Raw genomic sequence first — 20,537 nt, 5'->3', positions numbered from 1 at the left:
AAACTTCTTTAGCAAAAAAGTGGGATCGAAATACTTAGAAAATTCTTTTGGTTGATGTTGATAACTCTCCGGATTATTCTTTTCAATCTATTTTCTATTTATTATATTTGTAAAAATTTATTTTTAAATCTATGAAATTTATTATTTCAAGTGGTGAACTGCAGAAGGCTTTGCAAACTGTAAGTGGCGTAATATCAAGCTCTCAATCGAGGCCGATTTTAGAAAACTATCTTTTTGAATTAAACGAAACTCAAGTTACCATTACAGCATCAGATGGCGAGACAACTCTTGTAACTTCTCTGGAAGCGAAGTCTGATGATACCGGTAAATTTGCTGTTCCTGCTAAAATTTTTCAAGATTTTATCAAAACTTATGGCGAACAGCCTTTAACATTAGCTGTAAAAGATAATGCAGAGGGAACAGGAAGTCAGCTTGAGATTTTGGATGAAAAAGATAATTTCGCTGTGGCATTAGACAATGCAGATGATTATCCTGAATTGCCGGAATTCGACGCTTCTCAAAGCGTTACAATGCCTGCAGGAGTTCTGTCTGAAGCACTGACAAACACGCTTTTTGCAACTAGCAACGACTCTCTTCGTCCAGTAATGACGGGAGTTCTATTCCAGTTTGGAGAAAATGAAACAAACTTCGTTTCTACCGATTCTCACAGATTGGTCGTATATAAAAGAATGGATTTGATGAATGCCGAACCAATGGAATTCATCATGCCCAAAAAACCTTTAAATATCTTCAAAAATATTTTAGCAAGCTCCAACGAAGACGTTACCATCGACTTCAACGAGAATATGGCTAAATTTACTTTTGGTAAGCATATCTGGATCTGTAGATTGATCGACGGCAAATATCCCAACTATACAGCGGTAATTCCAAAAGAAAATCCGAATGTATTGACAATCAACAGAAATCTTTTGTTGGGAGCAATCAAAAGAGCTTCTATTATGTCGAATAAATCTACGAATCAGGTAAGATTTAAATTGTCTGCAAACATCCTTCACCTTCACGCAGAAGACACGGAATATGCAAACAAGGCAGATATGCAGATTCCTTGTGATTACAACGGAGAAGATATCAACATCGGATTTAGCTCAAAATTCTTAACAGAAATGTTAACGATTCTTGGTTCAGACGATATCACTATGAAAATGTCTCAGCCAAACAGACCAGGGATCATCGAGCCTCTTGATGGTCTTGAAGACAATGAAAATATCTTAATGTTATCAATGCCGGTTATCGGATTGTAATATTATTTTAGTTAAAATATAAAAAGAGGTTTTGATTTTTCAGAACCTCTTTTGTTTTTGGAATATTTTTTTCTTTTTTTAGAAGCTATTTCCCGCTTTCCGCTATATCTTTTTGGTTACGGCTTCCTGAACATTCGTTCGTAAACTTTCAGTTTATGTTCCAGCCGCAACCAAAAAGGATGCCGCTGCAATCGGGGCTAGGAATTTGCGACCGCTAAAAAATCAACCTTGAAGGTTTAAATAAAACTGCAATTTAGAAATCCGGGAAAAAAAATAAACATATTCATCTGTGTAAATCCGTGAAATCTGTGGTAAAAAGACAGTATGTTTTGGAATAAAATATTCATAATCTCCAAAAAGTCTGTCATTCTGTAGGAATTTCGGCTAAGTTTTAGAATTAAGATAGAAAGATTCGCGTATAGATGCTTTCAGCATGACAAACTGTACCCAATAATTTGCTAAAATTAAAGCATATTTATCTGTGCAAATTTGTGAAAATCTGTGGTTAATTCTATTCATTAATATTTTAAAAAATAAAATCTGCGCAATCAGCAAAATCAGCGAGAAAAAGAAAACGATCAAGATAAAATAAACTCTTAAAGTTTCTCTCACATTTCTCTGTTTCTTAAAAAAACACGATATTTGTAGCGCGAAAAATTCAAGTAAAATTTTCAAAATAGAGTAAATGAAACCGAAAGGTTTCATCTGTCCTAAAAAATAAATAGAAATTATCAGATGAAAATATCAAACAATTGGCTTAAAGACTACATCAAAACGGAATTAAAAACTGAAAGAATCGGTGAATTCCTTACAGATATAGGACTTGAAGTTGAAGGGATAGAAAAATTTGAAAGCATAAAAGGCAGCCTGGAAGGAATTGTGGTAGGTAAGGTTCTTACTTGCGAAAAACATCCGAATGCAGACAAATTGAAGAAAACAACAGTAGATGTAGGAAACGGAAAGATCTTGAACATCGTTTGTGGAGCTCCAAATGTAGAGGCTGGACAAACTGTTCCAGTAGCAGTTGTTGGTACAAAAATCTATGATAAATCCGGAAACTTTTTTGAAATAAAGGAAGCTAAAATCAGAAGTGAAATTTCTCAGGGAATGATCTGTGCAGAAGACGAATTGGGTCTTAGCGATGATCACGGAGGAATTATGGTTTTGGACGAAGAAAAATATGAAGTTGGAAAAAATTTCGCAGATTATTTTGAATTATCAAATGACGAAGTTTTTGAAATTGGTTTAACGCCAAACAGAACCGATGCAATGTCTCATTATGGTGTTGCAAGAGATTTATATGCATTTTTATCAACAAATCAGCAAAAATCTACTTTCGAAAAAGTATCTTCTGTTGCTTTAAATAACGAAGGTTCTCACGAATTCACTTTAGAAGTTGAAGACGCAGAACTTTGCCCAAGATATATCGGTGCTGTGATTGAAGATGTGAAAGTTGCAGAATCTCCATCTTGGTTGAAAGACAGATTGAAAGCAATTGGTTTGAGCCCAATTAACAACGTTGTAGATATTACAAACTATATTCTTCACGGGCTTGGACAACCACTTCATGCTTTTGATGCAGATAAAATTGCAGATAAAAAAGTAAAAATTGGAACAGTAAAAGAAGGAACAAAATTCACGACTTTAGATGGTGTTGAAAGAACTTTGAACGGTTCTGAAATCATGATCAAAGATGGAAAAGATAATCCGATGTGTATTGCCGGAGTTTTTGGTGGTGCAAATTCTGGAGTTTCTACGGAAACAAAAACTATTTTCCTGGAAAGTGCTTATTTCAACCCGGTTGCGGTGAGAAAAGGAGCAAAATTCCACGGATTGAATACGGATGCTTCTTTCAGATTTGAGAGAGGTGTAGATCCGAATATCACAAGAACAGCGATTACTCATGCCATTAAATTGATTCAGGAATTAGCTGAAGGTAAGTTAGTTGGAGAATTATTGGAAGAGTATCCAAAGAAAATTGAGGATAATTATGTAATCATCAGATTCTCAAAAATCGAGCAAATTTTAGGAACAAAAATTCACAGAGAGAAAGTAAAAGAAATTTTAAAAGCTCTTGATATTCAGGTTTTAAATGAAATTCAGAACGGTTTGGAAATCTCCGTTCCTGCTTACAGAGCAGATGTTACAAGAGAAATTGATGTGATTGAAGAGATTTTAAGAATCTACGGATACAATAAAATCGATGCTCCTCAAAAAATTTCGTTTACGCCTGTAAAATTGAGTGCTCAAGATCAGGACGAATTAGAAAACAGTTGGGCAAGAACTTTACAGAGCTTAGGTTTCAACGAGGTGATGAACAATTCATTGACTTCTGTAAAAGATGAAACAGATGCTGTAAAATTATTAAATCCATTAAGCAACGATTTGGCATTCATGAGAAAGTCTTTATTGGAAGGGCTTTTGCAAAATGCGATCTACAATATCAATAGAAAAAATCAGGATATCAAGTTTTTCGAATTCGGAAAAATTTATCACAAAAAAGATAAATATGAAGAAAGAAAACAATTGGCTATTTTGGTTACTGGAAGAGACGTTGCAGAAAACTGGCTACAGCCGAAATCTGCTACTAGTTTCTACAATTTAAAGGCTTACGTTAAAGTTTTATTGGAGAAATTAGCGATTGACTACAAAGAAGTTGCTTTGTCTGATGATAGATTCTCTGATACTTTAGCTTACGAAGTCGATGGAAAAGCTTTAGTAAGAATAGGAAAAGTTTCTGCTCAACAATTGAAAGATTTTGATATTGACCAAGAGTGTTTCTACGCAGAGATTGAACTTGAATTTGCTCAGGAATTACGTTCTAAAAACGAACTGAAGTTCAAGGATATTCCTAAATTCAACAAGATCAGAAGAGATTTAGCATTATTGATCGATAAGAATGTAAATTACGAAGATCTTTACCAAACGGCTAAAAAGAATAAATCTCCTTACATTAAAAATATCAACTTATTTGATGTTTATGAAGGAAAAAATCTTCCTGAAGGTAAGAAATCTTATGCTATGAGTTTCGAGCTTTTAAACGAAGAAAAAACATTGGAAGAAAAAGAAATCACAACAGTAATGGATTCTTTAATTAAATCTTTCCAAAAAGAATTCAACGCTGAATTGAGAGGATAATCTTATAATATTAAGATTGATATATAAAACGGACTTTTTATAGTCCGTTTTTTTTTATTAAAATTGTGTTTTAAGAATAATTAAATCGGTTGATATTAGGAGAAAATATTCGTGATTTTTATGTTTAAAATTAATTGTTAAAAAACAATAAAATCCTTCGAAAACCGTTTAAATAATAATATTTCCGTAAATTTGGTTTAAATCAACAATAGAAAAATGAAAAATCTTTTTTTAAGTATATGTACTGCTGCGGTTTTGGTTTCCTGTGGAACGATGTCGAGTCCTTCTGCTTCGAAAGTTGGTAAAGCTCAACCTGCTCTTGCGGGCACAAAATGGGCATTGGCTGATAATGTAAAAGGAAAAATTCCGACATTGAACATCGAGGGCGAAAAAATCACCGGAAATGCAGGATGTAACAATTACTTTGGAACTGCAAAAGTGGATCCGGCTTCAGGAAATTTCTCTGCGGGAGCATTAGGTTCTACACGAATGGCTTGCGATAACATGAGTGTTGAGAAAAACTTTATGGATATGGTAGGAAAGGCCAACAAATATGTCGTGACAGGGAATGTTTTGGAACTGTACCAGGACAATCTTTTATTATTAAAATTCAACAAAGCTGAATAAAAAAGAAAAGGAACTCGATTGAGTTCCTTTTTTATGTTTAAATTGTTAATTAGTCTTCCTCTTCTTCGTCGTACTTAGCCAACTCTTCATCACACCATTTAAACGCAGCTTCTACCACTTTTGTAGCCTCATCTGCCATAGTTTCCTCATCGTCTCCTTCTAGATCATCCAACCACTCAACTTCCTCTTCTTCAACGTTTAAGATGAATCTTGGATATTCTGTATGAACTACGAATAAATCTTCTGGAAATTCCGAATTATCTGCTAATAAAAACTTTGGTAATTTCATTTTTCTAATGTTTTAACTTTAAACCAAAGATAATAAAATTATTGGTATTTGTTCTTGTCGATCTTAATTTTTTGTAAAACTTTATACCTCGTTAATGTGGCTTTTTGTAACGTATCTTTCGGCTTGGAAGTAAGCGTAATATTCGGATTTATGGTACTTATCAATTCTGCTACCTGAATTTTATCAAGGTCTTCTGTCGTTTCCAGATAAAATTGTAAAGGAACCCTGTCCATATTTTCGGATTGTAGAAACTGTGCCATTTCTTTTCTGTTTTCAAGATAATTTCCTTTGGAAAGCCAAGTGAAAAGCATTCCGGATAGTAGACTTAAAAAGCCGATTGCATAAGTTTTAATATTAAAAACGATAAATAATTTTCTGAAATAAATTAACCAAATAGAAAAGCTAAAAGGAGCCATTAATCGGTAATCAATTGGGTTTACAGAATAAAAATATTGTACAAAATAAGAGCAGATAATACTTACAATGCTTATAAAAACATAGAAAAATTCAGATTCTGTAAGTTTATATTTAACAAAAAGATAAATAATTAAAAGTATATTAAAAAAACCGATTCCGTAAATTCCATAGTTAATGATTCCACCATTCGGATCAGAAATATGAATAAAAGGATTGAAAGTCGTGCAAAGTCCCTGAAATAGCTCAACAAGAAGCTGTGAGGTTGGATGTAAACCAATTAATAAAGCATCTTTTACATAATTTTCGTTAAAATAATCAATAAAGAGAAATTTATACAAAACAACAAAAAGTCCTCCAATAATTCCTGAAATAATAAACGTTTTTGAATATTTTTTCTTCCAGAAAACAAGTCCGAAAAATCCGACTCCTCCCATAATAAAAAGCGAACTGTATCGAATATTATAAATCGCAATCAAGCTTAATGAAAGATAAAAAACAGCTTTTCCTTTTTCTAAATTTCCGTTAATAATTTGCATGGAAACATATAAAAATAACATTACAAAAGGCAGAATTAGAGGCTCACTCATTGTGTAGGAAAAGATCGAAACAAAGCTGAATAATGCTCCTACAACAACTGATTCTTTAAAGAAAAATTTCTTTTTCCAGGCAAAAAATAAGATGAAAAAATAAGATAAAATTGCCACAACTTTACTGCTCCAAAATTCATCTAAACCGAAGATTGTAAATAACTTAATAGAAATTGGATACCCCAGTGGAGTAGTGGTATTATCAATAATCGGAAGATTGTGCGCAAATCTCATGTATCGGATCGAATCTGGATTTACACGCCCTTTTTCATTGAGTAAAAAACGTAAAATGGTCATCACTAAAGTAATGATGACCATTGATATCTGAATATATTTTTCTTTAAATTTTATCAATGTTGCAGTTATTAAGTGATAGATTGCAGCTTTTAACAAGCCAAATTTATAACTTATAACTCACAACTCATAACTTAAAGACTATTTTGAAAACATTTTCGCAACTTTTTCCGCTTTTTTGCTTTCTGAGTAATCGTAGAAACCTTCACCAGATTTTACGCCTAATTTTCCAGCCATTACCATGTTTACCAACAGCGGATTTGGTGCATATTTAGGATTTTTGAATCCGTCATACATTACGTTTAAGATGGCTAAGCATACATCAAGACCGATAAAATCTGCCAATTGAAGCGGTCCCATTGGATGCGCCATTCCCAATTTCATCACCGTATCTATTTCCTCAACTCCCGCAACGCCATTATAAAGGGTTTCAATAGATTCGTTGATCATTGGCATCAAAATTCTATTAGCCACAAATCCAGGGTAATCATTAACTTCTACAGGAACTTTTCCTAATGTTTTGCTCATTTCATAAATTGAGTCAAAAGTTTCTTTAGAAGTAGAATATCCCTTAATAATTTCAACCAATTTCATGATTGGAACGGGATTCATAAAGTGCATTCCGATTACCTTATCTGCTCTTTTTGTCGCCGCTGCAATTTTTGTGATAGAAATGGATGAAGTGTTGGTCGCCAAAATACAATTTTCGGGTGCAAACTCGTCCATTTGACCGAAAATTTTTAACTTCAATTCCTGATTTTCAGTAGCAGCTTCCACAATAAGATCCGCAGATCTTACAGCATCCTGAAGAGCCGTGAAAGTCGTTATATTTCCTAAAGTTTCAGCTTTTTGTTCTTCTGTAAGGTTTCCCTTTGCAATTATTCTGTCAAGATTGGTAGTAATGGTTTTCAAACCTTTGTCTAAAGCGTCTTGAGATACATCTACCAAGTTTACTTTAAACCCGCTTTGTGCGAAAGTATGTGCAATACCATTCCCCATGGTTCCTGCTCCGATAACTACAATGTTTTGAATCATTTTTCCTTATTTAATTAAAATTATTTATTACTGATTAAAGTTAAATTTCTTGCGTTGGAAAGATCAGCTTTTTTTACCATTTCGGTTTCCTCAAAACTTACATTTCCGTCTCTGTTTGGTTTTTTCATTCTGTTTTGAGCATCAATTGCAGCCTTCAAACCCTCTACAAACTTAGCTTTCTGAGTTTTTGAGAATTTATCTGTCCCGATATAAATATTGAATTCACCTTCTCTTCCCAATCCACTTTGTTTGTAAACCTCGAAATTTTTTATTTTGTTTTTTTGCTGAAATTGGTTAATAAAATTCATCACAGGTTTATCAGACGGAGTACCACAACAGATGCTGTGATAACCTACCTGTAAAAAGTTCTCATTCTTTTGCGAAAAGAAGAATACAGAAGTGAATAATCCGATTGTTAATAATACTTTTTTCATTTTTAATGGTTTTAAATTTAAGCTTTAAATTTTACTTATTAAAATAATCCCAGACAGTCTTTGAAATGTCCGAAATCATCTTGCAGTTAACAGCACCCGTTTCCATTGAATTACTGACAAATACAGCTAATGCATAATGCTTGCCATTTGGTAAAGTAATGATTCCGATTTCATTTTCAGCACCCGTTAAGCCTGCATTATTCTTTCCTGAAGCTCCCGTTTTTCTCGCTACAGGTGTATTTTTTGGAAGCTGTTCGACCATTTTATTCAATCCTGTGGAAGTTGACAACATTACTTTCATCAAATAATCCGTCGATTTTTTTGATAATAATTTACCATCGTAGAACTTTTTCAAGGCATCAACTGCGGAGTTCATCGTACTGTAATTTTCGTACTGCGCATTCCAATCTTTGTGCATGTCTTCTTCATTATATTTAATCTGGAAACCTTTCACACCTTTAGAATCCATAAATTTCTGAACGGTTTGTGTTCCGCCCAATAATTTCAGTAAGATATCGCAGCCGTTGTTATCGCTTTTCGCAACGGTAAATTCAAGAATTTCACTTAAAGGAACTTCAACACCTCCGTTTGGATATTTATCGCGAAGCGGCGACCATGTATCTTCAAATAAATTCGATTTATCAAGTAAAATTTTCTGATCCAGTGAAAGCTTTCCCTGATCTACAAAATCCAACACAGCTGCTGCAATATGAAACTTGAAAACACTCTGCATCGGAAGCTTTTTCTCTGCGTTTTTATTGTATTTAAATCCATTTTCAAAGCCTAGAACGGATATTCCGACTGTTGCTTTTTTACCTTTAATAATAGAAGTGATTTTTTGATCCAAAACTGATTGCTGAGCGAACATGAACGCAGAAATCAAAAGAAATAATAGTCCTAATTTTTTCATAATATTTTGTTTGATAATCTATATTTTAACCGCAAAAGAAACAAAAGAAATATCATAATGCTTAAATATTTTTAGCTTGTCAAAAGTTTTCAAAAAGATGAAAATCAGATGCTTTCTTCTTCTCAGCTCAATGATAAACTTTAAATATTTTATCTAAATCTTTTGTTACTTTTGCGGTTAAAACAAATTAAAAAATAAATCCCTCTTAGAAACTAAAAGGGATTTGCAATTTAAGATTTTTTCTTATTTCAATTCAAAATAATTCAGGTTGACACCATCGTTTTCGAAATAAATTCGGATTTTATTTTCTCCTTTTTTAAGATTAATTCCTTTTGCTGACACTGTTTTCCAAACTTCATTTCCGCCTGTAGAATTTAATGAAAAGGTTGCCAACTTCTTTCCTGAAGCATCCTCAATTCTGATTTTTGCATCGCTGCCACTTGCATAATTGATATCAAAAGTATAAGATTTATCAGCTTTTGCATTGATGGTGTATTGAAGCCATTCTCCGCTTTCCGTTTTTCCGACGTAATATTGATTGTCCTTTGTTTTGTAAATATCAACACCGTCATTTCTTAATTGATTTCCGGAATTCCATTCAGATCTTTTTGCCGGATCGCTCACCCAAAGGTTGATGAAGTCGTTGTCTTTGTAAGCAGAGCCCATTCTTCCTAAATCATAGTCTGTTGCAAAGATTTTTCCAGGAGCCTGAAGATTTTTGAAAGGTTTTGTTGAACCATCTTTTGTCTGTCTGAACATCGCATCAATAATGTCATTTTTAACTTCAACATTATTAAATTTATAGTTGTTCGCTATTTGCATTAAAGCTTTTTTTGCAAATTCTTTTGACGGTTTTTCACCGCCGTTTTTCCAGTAATCCAATAATTTCTGGTATTCCGGAGTGATTTTCACATTGGTAATTCCGGCGATGTTATCGATTTTTTTCATTGGCCAAAAAGCATACCCGATGTTGTGTTTGTCTAAAAGCTGGATCAGTTCTGTAAACCATACATTCGAATTTTCACCCGTTTCTCCCAACCAAATCGGGATATTATGTTTTTCCCTTAAATCCAAAGCAAATTTCAAAGTTCCTTCATCATTATAATTCCAGTATTTATGGAAGCTGAAAGCCATATTGTTGTCCCAAAGTGGCGTTAAACCGTTGTAGTTATTTCCCCAACCATTGCCTTCAATAATGATGATGTGTTTTTTATCAACCGTACGAATCGCTTCTGTGATGTCTTTTTGTAGCTTCCAAAGTGGAGCATTCGACATTTCATCCGTCCCGTTCGGGTTTTTTCCTGTGAAATTGATATTCGGTTCGTTAATCAAATCATAACCTCCGATCCAAGGCTCTTCTTTATATCTTTCTGCTAATTTTTTCCAAAGAGCGATCGTTTTTTTCTGATTTTCTTCACTTTCCCAAAGCGATGGTTTCGACTTGTCATTATCGGAAATATTCACGTCATTTCCCTGTCCGCCTGGAGCTGCATGAAGATCCAGAATCAAATACATTTTGTTATCTGCACACCATTTTAGAAGATCGTCTGTCATTTTAAAACCTTCTTCAAGCCAAGTATTTTGTCCTTTTTTCGGTTCTTTTTCAATCGGTAAAGTATACAAATTATAATGCATCGGAAGTCTGATCGAATTAAATCCTGCTTTCTTTAAAAAGTCGATATCCTGCTTTGTGATGCCGTTTTTTAAATAAGCTTTGTAGAATTCATTCATTCCATCTTCACCGATCAATTCAGCAATTTTTTCTTTGATCTTATATTGTGGACCAGCAAAATCTGCAGTTTTCAGCATATAACCTTCCTGCAACATCCATCCTCCCAAGCCGAGGCCTCTCAATTGAACATTTTCACCTTTGTCATTAACAATTTTTTGACCATTTGTTTTTAAAAGTTGCGATGTCCCAAATTGAGACAATAAAAAAGCGGATAGTAGGATGGCTCTTTTCATAGTTGTTTTAATTTAAAATATTAGGAGATTGTTTGTTTAAGAATTATAGTTTATACAATCACAAATATATTTAAAATTTGTTGAATAAAAATTAAATATTCATGAAACCAAAAAGATTTCGCGTAAAATTTAAATCAAGTTTATTTTATCCATTGAATATTTTTAAAATTTATAGGAGCTTAATCCCGCTTTCTGCTATATCTTTTTTGCCAACTCTAAAAATCCTTGCAAAAAAAGGATGCCGCGGCAATCGGGGCTATTGTTGCAGTCCTTCGAATATACATCGCACAACATCCACAAAGTTTGCCATCCTTTCAAGAATCTAAGTGTAATATTAGAAAAATTATATGGTGAAATTCAATCTTAATTTTTGTACAAATAAATTTCGGCTAAAGCCAATTTGAATTTTTATTCATAAAAAAAACGGGCTAAAGCCCGTTCCTATGATAAAATAATTAGCGTAATTTTTGAAAAATTTGTGATATTCGTGTTTAATAAAGTCAAGAAATCAATTTCATGATCTCCAAAGCTACTTTCAACGCTTCCGTTCCGTCCTCAATCGAAACTTCTACATGCTTATCTTCCGTGATAGAATCTGCAAAAGAATTTAATTCATCCAAAATCGCATTATTCGGCTGGATATTAGGATATTCAAACAAAATTTGATTCTTTTCACCTTCTGCATTTTCAATAATCATATCAAATGGAGTAGGGTTTTCAGGAGCATCTTTCATACGGATTACTTCTGCTTTTTTCTCAAGGAAATCAACAGAAATATAAGCATCTTTCTGGAAAAAACGGCTTTTTCTCATTGCTTTCATCGAAATTCTGGAAGTCGTTAAATTGGCAACACATCCGTTTTCAAATTCAATTCTTGCATTGGCAATATCCGGAGTTTTGCTGACTACACAAACACCGCTGGCATGAATATTTTTAACTTTAGATTTAGCAATGCTTAATAAAATATCCAAATCGTGAATCATTAAATCCAAAACCACAGAAACATCCGTTCCACGAGGATTAAATTCCGCCAGTCTGTGGATCTCAATAAACATCGGATTATTGATATATTCTTTCGTTGCAATAAATGCCGGATTATATCTTTCAACGTGACCTACCTGTGCCTTAATGCCTTTCTCCTGACATTTCTGAAGAATTTCTTCCGCTTGTTCAAGTGTTTGGGTAACCGGTTTTTCGATGAAAAAATGAAGACCTTTTTCAATCGCCTTTAATGCATAATCGTAATGATAAACTGTTGGAGTCACAATATCCAACATATCGATCTGATCTAGCAATTCATCGAAGTTTTCAAAATATTTGTATCCGAATTCGGCTTCTAATTTCTTTCCGTTTTCTATATCTTTATCATGGAAACCTACAAATTCATATTTATCTGACTGATTTAAAAGTCGTAAGTGTATTTTTCCTAAATGTCCGGCACCTACCAAACCTGCTTTCAACATAGCTGTATTAAATTTTTGTAAATATAAACATTTTAGGTGTTAGGAAACAGATGATAGGTTTTAGGTTGATAAATAATAATTCTTTTGCTACTTTTGTGCAAACTAGCACCTGCTGCCTAATAACTACCATCTAATGATGCATGATTCGTTTGTACATAAAGGAAAAAGAAAAATTTTAGTAGACTATCTTCGTAACAGAATAGGAATTTCGGATGAAAATGTGCTTTCAGCAATGAATGAAGTTCCGAGACATCTTTTTATCGAAAGTATTTTTGAAGATTTTGCTTATGAAGACCGTGCTTTTCCTATTTTGGCGCATCAGACAATTTCGCATCCTTCGACCGTAGCCGAACAATCCGAACTTTTACAGGTAAAACAGGGTGAAAAAATCCTCGAAATCGGGACGGGTTGTGGTTATCAGACTGCGGTTTTATTGGCTATGAAAGCCCACGTTTATACCGTTGAAAGACAAAAAGATTTATTTGATTTTTCCAAAAAAAAGCTTCGCGAAATGCATCTATATCCCAAATTTCAAAGTTTCGGGGATGGGTTTGCAGGTCTTCCGACTTTTGCGCCTTTCGATAAAATTATTGTGACTTGTGGTGCATCAGTTTTACCAACCGAATTATTAAAGCAATTGAAAGTAGGCGGAAAAATGGTGATTCCATTAGGTCCGACAGATGAGCAGGTTTTATACAGATTTACGAAAGTTTCTCCCACAGAATTTGAAAAAGAAGAGTTTGGAGCTTATAAATTTGTTCCAATGTTAGGAAATACAAACCAATAATTTTATTAAAGACTAAAAGCTATATTGTCATTCAGAACAAAGCGAAGCAGAGTGAAGAATCTATTATCATTAAAGCATTGGTAGACGCACTGGTCTCAAACACCAGTTCTGTTATAAATTCAATAGGAATGGGCTTTAGCCCATTTAATGAAAAGAGATTCATTCAAATTGGCTTTAGCCAAAACCTATTCAATTCAGGAAATTCAAATCAAGATAATTTCTTAATTTTAAAGAATAAAAGATTAAGAAATGACTTCCGACATCCAAAAATACAACAGTTCACAAACAGAATCCGATCACGAAATCTGCTCAAAACTATTTGAAATTATCGATGAAAATCTGCCGGATTCACAATCTAAAATCTGGCACGCTCACCCTGTCTGGTTTTTGGAAGACAACCCGATTGTAGGTTACAGCAAACAGAAAAAAGGAATTCGTTTGATGTTTTGGAGTGGAAAATCTTTTAATGAGGAATTTTTAAATGTTCATGGTGAAAAATTTCAGGATGCTTCTGTCTTTTATAATGATGTTTTGGAGATCAATGAAGAAGATATAAAACGAGCTTTGAAGAAATCGGAAAATATTCAATGGGATTATAAAAATCTAGTGAAGAGGAAAGGGGAATTAATTCAAATTAAAAAATAATTTTCTGTCATTTCGGAATGAAAATTGATTTTATTTAAATCCTTAATCATCAAAATATTAATGGTATGGCAACCCAATAATTTGGTAAAATTCCGATGTTTTGGAGCATTAAGAATAATGATGAAAAAAAGTAATTTTTAATATTAAAGTTAGAAGAACCTCATTCTTTTCAGGGAATGAGGTTTTTTTGTGAATTTTATTTCAAAGCTGTTTAAACTAATTTTAGATTTAACCACAAAAGTCACAAAAGCGATATATATAGTTTTAATTAGATACTCAAAAGCGCTCAAAAGAATAAAAATCAAAGATTTTTAAAACTTATGTTTTCTTTTTTTAGTTTAATAATAAGCTTTAAATAGTTTATCTAAAATCTTTTGTGACTTTTGTGGTTAAATAAAAAGTTTAAACAAGTTTTTCATTAAAAACCATTAACAAGCAACAACAAGCAACAAACACCCATCAACTAGAGAATAAACGGTTTGCTTTTTGTAACTTGAAAACTATTGTTTAAAAAATCTAAAAATTAATATATGAAAGTATTCGTAAATAAAAGAATTCCGGAAATTGGTATTCATATGCTTGAAGATGCAGGATTGGAAGTTTTTATTCCCGAACATGAAAATCTTTCGCAAGACGAATGGTTAAGTTATTGTAAGAGCCATGATTTGATTTTAAGTGTTGGCGGAGGTTTTAAATTTAATAAAGATTTTTTTGATGAATGTCCGAATGTAAAGGCAATTGCGCTGTATTCCGTAGGGTTTGATCATGTAGATATTAAAGAAGCCAATCAAAGAAATATCCCGATCGGAAATACGCCGGATGTTTTAAGCAAAGCGACTTCTGATGTTGCGTTTTTATTAATGCAATCGGTTGCAAAAAGAGCGAGTTATAACTTTGAGAAAGTAAAATCAGGAAATTGGGGTGATTTTGATCCTTTACATGCGCTTGGACAGGAATTGTATGGAAAAACACTGGGGATTTTCGGGTTGGGAAGAATTGGTTTTGAGATGGCAAAAAAGTCTCAAAATGCCTTTGATATGAATATTATTTACCATAATCGCCATCATAACGAAGAAGCCGAAAAAGAGCTGAATGCAAAATATGTTTCTTTCGATGAATTAATCGGACAATCCGATGTTCTGAGTATTCATGCGAATTTTAAACCAGAACAAAAAGAGCTTTTTAATGCTTCGGTTTTTGAAAAAATGAAAGAGAATTCAATTTTTATCAATACGGCGAGAGGAGGTTTTCACAATCAAAAAGATTTGTATAATGCTTTAGCGGAACATAAAATTTGGGGTGCAGGTCTTGATGTGACAAATCCTGAGCCGATTTTCAAAGAAGATCCTATTTTGGAGCTTTCCAATGTTTGTGTTTTACCGCACATCGGATCTGCAACGATTGAAGCGCGAAACGGAATGGCAAAACTTGCTGCAGAAAATCTGATTGCTTTTTCAAAAGGCGAAAAAATGCCGGCTTGTGTAAATCCTGAAGTTTATGAGAATTAATTAAATTTCTTAGTCTTCTACCACACATTACACAGATTTGCACAGATGTTTATGTAATATTTTTATTTATAAGCTTTAAAAACTATGCGCAATCATCTGTGCAAATCTGTGTAATCTATAGGAAATAAAAAAATCAACAAAAATTAGAAAATCAATTTAAATTTTTCACAGTCTTGGAATTATTTTTGTTCTAAGACAATCAACACTAAATATACATATTATGACACCCGAAGATAATTCTAAAGAACAGGACAGAAAACTGGAACAAATGGACTACAGTCCAAGTGAGGATATTTTTAATCAGGAAGAACATATCCCTTTGGATGGAGATGGAAATCCTATAGAAGATGAAGATTTTGATGAAGATAAATTAGACAAAGGACTAGACATTCCCGGAACTGAAGATGATGATGGACAGGAAGAAATTGGAAGCGAAGATGAAGAAAACAATTATTGGAGCTTAAGTGACAACGACGACGATCATGAGGAGGAAAACGACGATGTCTTAACATAAAATTTAATCGATATGCATACTGAACCTTACTTGATAAAGTAAGGTTTTTTGTTAATATTTAAAATTTAAATGATTGTTATATAATGAAATAGATTTTTTTGCATGTTAATTTAACATAAATAAATATTTATCATTTAAAATTTTACAATTAAAAATAGTAAATTTATCATAGTATAGTGATTAATTATTTAAACCTATGATAAGATTTCTACAAATATTATTCATCATTATTGGTGTTTTTGTGTATTCTCAAGTCCCTGTAGATATTAAAGTCAAGGATGCTGCGGGAAACGAAAACTATAATGTTACATGTACCAATAATCTCGATGCAAACGGATGTTTAGCCCTTCATGTGGAATATCCTGTGCTGAACGAAACCACAAGCTATCAGGTAAATCCTGAAGCATATAGTCCGCCCATTGCAATGAATCAGGGAACGGCGCTGAATGCCAATTACGACGATCTTTTTGCAGCAAAGCTGGATCTTCCGTTTAAATTTTGTTTTTTTAATCAATATTTCGATGCGCTTGTTGTCGGTTCCAATGGAATGGTCACTTTTGATTTAAGCCAATTGGGAAATATCAATTATCCAAATGTTCAATGGCAAAATCCGAGCACAAGTCTTCCGAAGAATTCGATTTTCGGGGTTTATCATGATATGGTTTTCTCTGCAAATGATTCTTCGGAAATTTATTATTCGACGATTGGAACTGCGCCTTACAGAAAATTTGTTATTAATTTTTTTGAGGGAAGAATTTCAGGTTGTACAGACCGTTCTTCATCACAAATTGTTTTGCATGAAACGACAAATGTGATCGAAGTTTTTGTCGATAAAAAACCAATTCCTTGTCCAACCAGAAAGTTTGAAAATGCCTTAATAGGTGTCATTAACAATAATGGAACAATCGGCTATTCTCCTGCCAACAGAAATACAGGATCTTGGTCGGCTATGCAGGAAGGATGGAGATTCAATCCGCTTGGAAATGTTATCCAGCCACAGGTAACTTGGACGAATTCTGCTGGTCAAACTGTCGGAACAGGTGTTCAGACAACAGTTTGTCCTACTCAAAATGAAATTTACACCGCAAATGTTGTATTCAATATCTGTGGAAATAGTCAGTTAACTTTAACGGATGATTTTAATTTAACTTTTGATCCGACTTATCCGGCTGCCAAAAATTATTCTCAAAGTTTTTGCGGAAATACGTCTGTTAATTTGAATTTAAATAATTTTCAAGCCAATTTAACATCACAAAATCCGGCGAATTTTACTTTTAGTTTCCATTCAAGTTTATTGGATGCGCAGAATAATGCTAATCCTTTACCGACGAATTTTACGTTGACGGGAAACAAAGTGATCTATGTAAGAATCCAGAATCCTACAGTCCCGACGTGTTATCGTGTGGCAACTTTAACCTTGAATTTATTGGCTAAAAGCTTGTTGAAAGACACAGTGGAATTGTGTGATACGAACAATGATGGGGTAGAAGCGAACTATAATCTGAGCTTACTTAATCCTCAACTTTTTGCGCCTGGAGCGACAGGTATTTCTTATCATTTAACACAAAATGATGCTCAAAACAATGCCAATCCTATTACAACAACCAATATAACGGCGACTACAATGCTTTGGGTGCGACTTCAGGAGGGAAATTGTACATATGTTTTGGGACCAGTTCATTTCCAGTTTAAACCTGGGGTGAATATGAATTCGCCGATCAATTTTCCTTATACGATTTGTGATATCAATGCAGATAATCAGGAACCTTTTGATTTTCCGTTAAATATTGGCCCTTTAATTACAACTCAAACCGGAGCAATTTTCACAGTTTACAATACATATGATGAAGCCTACAACGGAAGTGGAACTGTTGTCCAAACGATTAAAGAGGGAGTTTACACGATTTTTGTAAGAGTTGATATTCCAAACGGATGTTTTGCAGTTGCGACCGTAAATATGAATGTGACTTTCACTAAAATTATTGCAAATCCGAAGGAAGAATTTATTTGTTTTAACGGAACGGATGATATCAGCATTAATTTAAATACGCTTTCCAACGGAATGTTAATCAATCCAACGACCGTTCCTGTAACAGAATTTTATGCAGATTCTCCAAGTGCGAATTTGGGAGTGGGAGCGATTAGTCCGAATCAGGTGATTACGGCGAATGGAAATTTTGTAAGCCAAACTTATTTTGTTCGTTTCGAAATTGCAGATAATTGTTATACCGTAAAACCAATCACTGTGAATTTAGTTCATCCCGTAATTAATCAATCCAGTTTTTCCGTTTGTGATTTTAATAATGATAATTCTGAAAATGTACAATTATCTCAATTTTCATCTGCAATTATCGGAAGCCAAAATGCATCAACAATTTTCTATTTTACTCAAATTGATGCTCAAAACGGGACAAATCCGATTACCAATCTTACATTAACAGGAACGCAGCAGATTTTTGTTAAAATCAATTCATACAATTGTTCGCAGATTTATCCGATAAATTTAAGTTTAACATCAACTCCGGTGGTGAATTCTCCGGTTACAATTAATTTAAATAATATCTGTGACAACAATAATGATGGAAGCGAAAACTATGATTTAACACAAGCTCAATCTCAAATTTATACAGGTTCAGGTGTTACTTTTAGTTATTATTTGAATTATGATGCAACGATGCATATTTTTTCAAATGAAATTACAAATCCGGCACAATTTTCTGTTTCAGGAGGAAATGCTATTGTATATGTTAAAGTAAAATCCAATAACAGCGAATGTTTTTCAGCAGCAGTTTTAAATATTCATATGACGTTTTTACCACCTGTTGTTTTGAATAATGCAACGTTGGAAACCTGCGATGAAGATTTTAATTTAAGTGAAACTTTTCAACTAAATACTGCTATTCCGCAGTTATTTATTCCGTCGCAAAATACACAGCCATTGTCTGATATGACGATTTCATATTACAACACCGCAGCCGATGCCAATACTGGAAATCCTGCCAACCAGATAGGAACTTCGGTGACGACCAATGTTTCTTCGTTTCAGGTTTGGGCAAGATTCCAGTCGCAGACAACAGGTTGTTATTCGGTAGCTTCAATCCAATTAAATACATATTTTCCGCCAAAAGCCATTAACTCCACAATTTCGGTTTGTGATGAAAATTTAGACGGATCTTATGAAGTCAATTTGTTGAATTTCACGAATTCAATGGTTGATATTCCTAATCCTGCGAATACATTTAGTTTTTATTTAACTCAAGCAGATGCACAAAATGGAACAAATCCAATCCCAAATCCGAGCAATTATTCTGCAAACCCTTTCCCGACGCAGATTTGGGTTAAGGTTCAGAATATTCCGGGTTGTGATGATATTGCGATGATCAGTTTTAATTTCGGTTCAAAAGTAATTTTACAAAACGGAGGACCTTTCGAAATTGCAGTTTGTGACAGCGGAAATGATGGAGTAGAAGTAGTAAACTTAACACAATTTCAAAATCAAATTTATACGGGAACAAATGTAACTTTCACGTATTATCCGACTTTAGCGAATCTAAATGCGGGAACAAATGCAATTACAACTCCCTCAAATTTTACCTATAATTCTTCAGGTTCAAATATTATTTATGTAAAAGTAAGCGTTCCTGGATTCTGTTCTGAGGTAGTTGAAATTCATTTATCATTAAAACCAACACCTATTTTTGAGATTCCGACACAATATTTCTGTCCGGAAGGTTCATTGAATTATACAGTTCATATTGAAGGTTATACGATCGTAAGCTATGTCTGGACAAATCCGACAGGACAGGTGATTTCTACGACAGACACGATTACAGGTGTTACCGCTGTAGGAACTTACACATTGACTGTAACGGCAAATAACGGCTGTTCGTACACCGAAACTTTTGAAATTAAACATTTTGAAGTTCCTGTTATCGAGCAAATCGAAATTAATGGAAATAACGCGACAGTTCACGCAACAGGCACAAGAACAATGGTTTATTCTCTTGACGGAATTACATGGCAATCGAGTAATATGTTCTACAATCTTCCGACCGGAGTTTATACTTTCTATGTAAAATACGCCGACAGTGATTGTATTGTGAAACAGCAAAGCGTAATTTTAGATATTAAAAATGCCATTACGCCAAACGGAGACGGATTGAATGATCATTGGATTGTAAAAGATCTTTATGTATTTGGCGGAAAAATGTCGACTGTAAAAATATTTGACCGTTATCAGGCTCTTATTTTCGAGCAAAGCTCCAATACGCAGTTTTTCTGGGACGGAACAATAAAAGGAAGAGCGATTCCTACATCGAGCTACTGGTATGTGATTACGCTTCCGGACGGTAGAACTTTTACGGGATGGATCTTGGTGAAGAATAATAATTAGCATATTTAAATTAATTTATTGAAAGATTCCGGCACGGCGAAGTTGTGTCGGATTTTTTTTTATTTATAATCTTATATATATCCAGTGACATTTTTTAGTCCTTCCACGACGTTATGAACTCCATCGTTGAGGTCATACAACCCCAAATTTGATGTCTCGAACATCAAAATTTACATCCTAAACCCCAACAACGAGGTTGTATAAAGTCATTTTTGCAGTTAATAAAGCTATTACTGAGGTTCAGAAAATCGACGGAGGTATTTTGAACT

15 protein-coding genes are annotated in these 20,537 nt (G+C 33.7%); 8 read left to right on the top strand and 7 right to left on the bottom strand.

Annotated features, from left to right (window positions below; all coding sequences use genetic code 11):
• Positions 1-131: 131 nt before the first annotated feature.
• From dnaN to ACKX2A_RS04130, 3 genes are all read left to right on the top strand, one after another.
• Positions 132-1,262, top strand: a complete 1,131-nt coding sequence (gene dnaN, locus ACKX2A_RS04140; RefSeq protein ID WP_415327769.1) for a DNA polymerase III subunit beta — start codon at positions 132-134, stop codon at positions 1,260-1,262.
• 735 nt (positions 1,263-1,997) lie between these two features.
• Positions 1,998-4,400, top strand: coding sequence for a phenylalanine--tRNA ligase subunit beta (gene pheT, locus ACKX2A_RS04135; protein WP_415327768.1), 2,403 nt, complete (start codon positions 1,998-2,000; stop codon positions 4,398-4,400).
• A gap of 216 nt (positions 4,401-4,616) precedes the next feature.
• Positions 4,617-5,027: an META domain-containing protein gene (locus ACKX2A_RS04130; protein WP_415327767.1), complete on the top strand. Its 411-nt coding sequence runs from the start codon at positions 4,617-4,619 to the stop codon at positions 5,025-5,027.
• A 49-nt stretch (positions 5,028-5,076) separates the two neighbouring features.
• Here the strand turns inward: ACKX2A_RS04130 and ACKX2A_RS04125 are convergent, their stop codons facing one another.
• The 7 genes from ACKX2A_RS04125 to ACKX2A_RS04095 all read right to left on the bottom strand — a co-directional run bounded on the left by ACKX2A_RS04125 (position 5,077) and on the right by ACKX2A_RS04095 (position 12,421).
• Entirely contained in the window at positions 5,077-5,316 is a 240-nt protein-coding gene (locus ACKX2A_RS04125; RefSeq protein ID WP_002977986.1) for a hypothetical protein, read from the bottom strand.
• A 38-nt stretch (positions 5,317-5,354) separates the two neighbouring features.
• Positions 5,355-6,674, bottom strand: a complete 1,320-nt coding sequence (locus tag ACKX2A_RS04120; protein ID WP_415327766.1) for a hypothetical protein — start codon at positions 6,672-6,674, stop codon at positions 5,355-5,357.
• Between the two features lie 81 nt (positions 6,675-6,755).
• Positions 6,756-7,646 carry a 3-hydroxybutyryl-CoA dehydrogenase gene (locus tag ACKX2A_RS04115; protein ID WP_415329409.1) on the bottom strand — a complete coding sequence of 297 codons (891 nt, stop codon included), beginning with the start codon at positions 7,644-7,646 and terminating at the stop codon, positions 6,756-6,758.
• A gap of 23 nt (positions 7,647-7,669) precedes the next feature.
• The gene (locus ACKX2A_RS04110) at positions 7,670-8,083 is read right to left on the bottom strand and encodes a hypothetical protein (protein ID WP_415327765.1); all 414 of its coding nucleotides are present in this window, start codon (positions 8,081-8,083) and stop codon (positions 7,670-7,672) included.
• Positions 8,084-8,114: 31 nt separating this feature from the next.
• Positions 8,115-8,993: a CGA/CIA family class A beta-lactamase gene (gene bla-A, locus ACKX2A_RS04105; protein WP_415327764.1), complete on the bottom strand. Its 879-nt coding sequence runs from the start codon at positions 8,991-8,993 to the stop codon at positions 8,115-8,117.
• A gap of 243 nt (positions 8,994-9,236) precedes the next feature.
• Positions 9,237-10,958, bottom strand: coding sequence for a cellulase family glycosylhydrolase (locus tag ACKX2A_RS04100; protein ID WP_415327763.1), 1,722 nt, complete (start codon positions 10,956-10,958; stop codon positions 9,237-9,239).
• Between the two features lie 500 nt (positions 10,959-11,458).
• Positions 11,459-12,421 carry a Gfo/Idh/MocA family protein gene (locus ACKX2A_RS04095; protein WP_415327762.1) on the bottom strand — a complete coding sequence of 321 codons (963 nt, stop codon included), beginning with the start codon at positions 12,419-12,421 and terminating at the stop codon, positions 11,459-11,461.
• A gap of 136 nt (positions 12,422-12,557) precedes the next feature.
• Here ACKX2A_RS04095 and ACKX2A_RS04090 point away from each other — a divergent pair, with 136 nt between their 5' ends.
• From ACKX2A_RS04090 to ACKX2A_RS04070, 5 genes are all read left to right on the top strand, one after another.
• Positions 12,558-13,208, top strand: a complete 651-nt coding sequence (locus ACKX2A_RS04090) for a protein-L-isoaspartate(D-aspartate) O-methyltransferase (protein ID WP_415329408.1) — start codon at positions 12,558-12,560, stop codon at positions 13,206-13,208.
• A gap of 249 nt (positions 13,209-13,457) precedes the next feature.
• The gene (locus ACKX2A_RS04085; protein ID WP_415327761.1) at positions 13,458-13,853 is read left to right on the top strand and encodes a DUF1801 domain-containing protein; all 396 of its coding nucleotides are present in this window, start codon (positions 13,458-13,460) and stop codon (positions 13,851-13,853) included.
• Between the two features lie 530 nt (positions 13,854-14,383).
• Positions 14,384-15,361 carry a 2-hydroxyacid dehydrogenase gene (locus tag ACKX2A_RS04080; protein WP_415327760.1) on the top strand — a complete coding sequence of 326 codons (978 nt, stop codon included), beginning with the start codon at positions 14,384-14,386 and terminating at the stop codon, positions 15,359-15,361.
• 220 nt (positions 15,362-15,581) lie between these two features.
• The gene (locus ACKX2A_RS04075) at positions 15,582-15,875 is read left to right on the top strand and encodes a hypothetical protein (RefSeq protein ID WP_415327759.1); all 294 of its coding nucleotides are present in this window, start codon (positions 15,582-15,584) and stop codon (positions 15,873-15,875) included.
• 196 nt (positions 15,876-16,071) lie between these two features.
• Positions 16,072-20,268 carry a T9SS type B sorting domain-containing protein gene (locus ACKX2A_RS04070; protein ID WP_415327758.1) on the top strand — a complete coding sequence of 1,399 codons (4,197 nt, stop codon included), beginning with the start codon at positions 16,072-16,074 and terminating at the stop codon, positions 20,266-20,268.
• Positions 20,269-20,537 lie beyond the last annotated feature (269 nt).

The sequence above is a fragment of the Chryseobacterium sp. MMS23-Vi53 genome, assembly GCF_047651245.1.
Taxonomy (GTDB): domain Bacteria; phylum Bacteroidota; class Bacteroidia; order Flavobacteriales; family Weeksellaceae; genus Chryseobacterium.
This window is presented reverse-complemented; position numbering and strand designations above follow the sequence as displayed.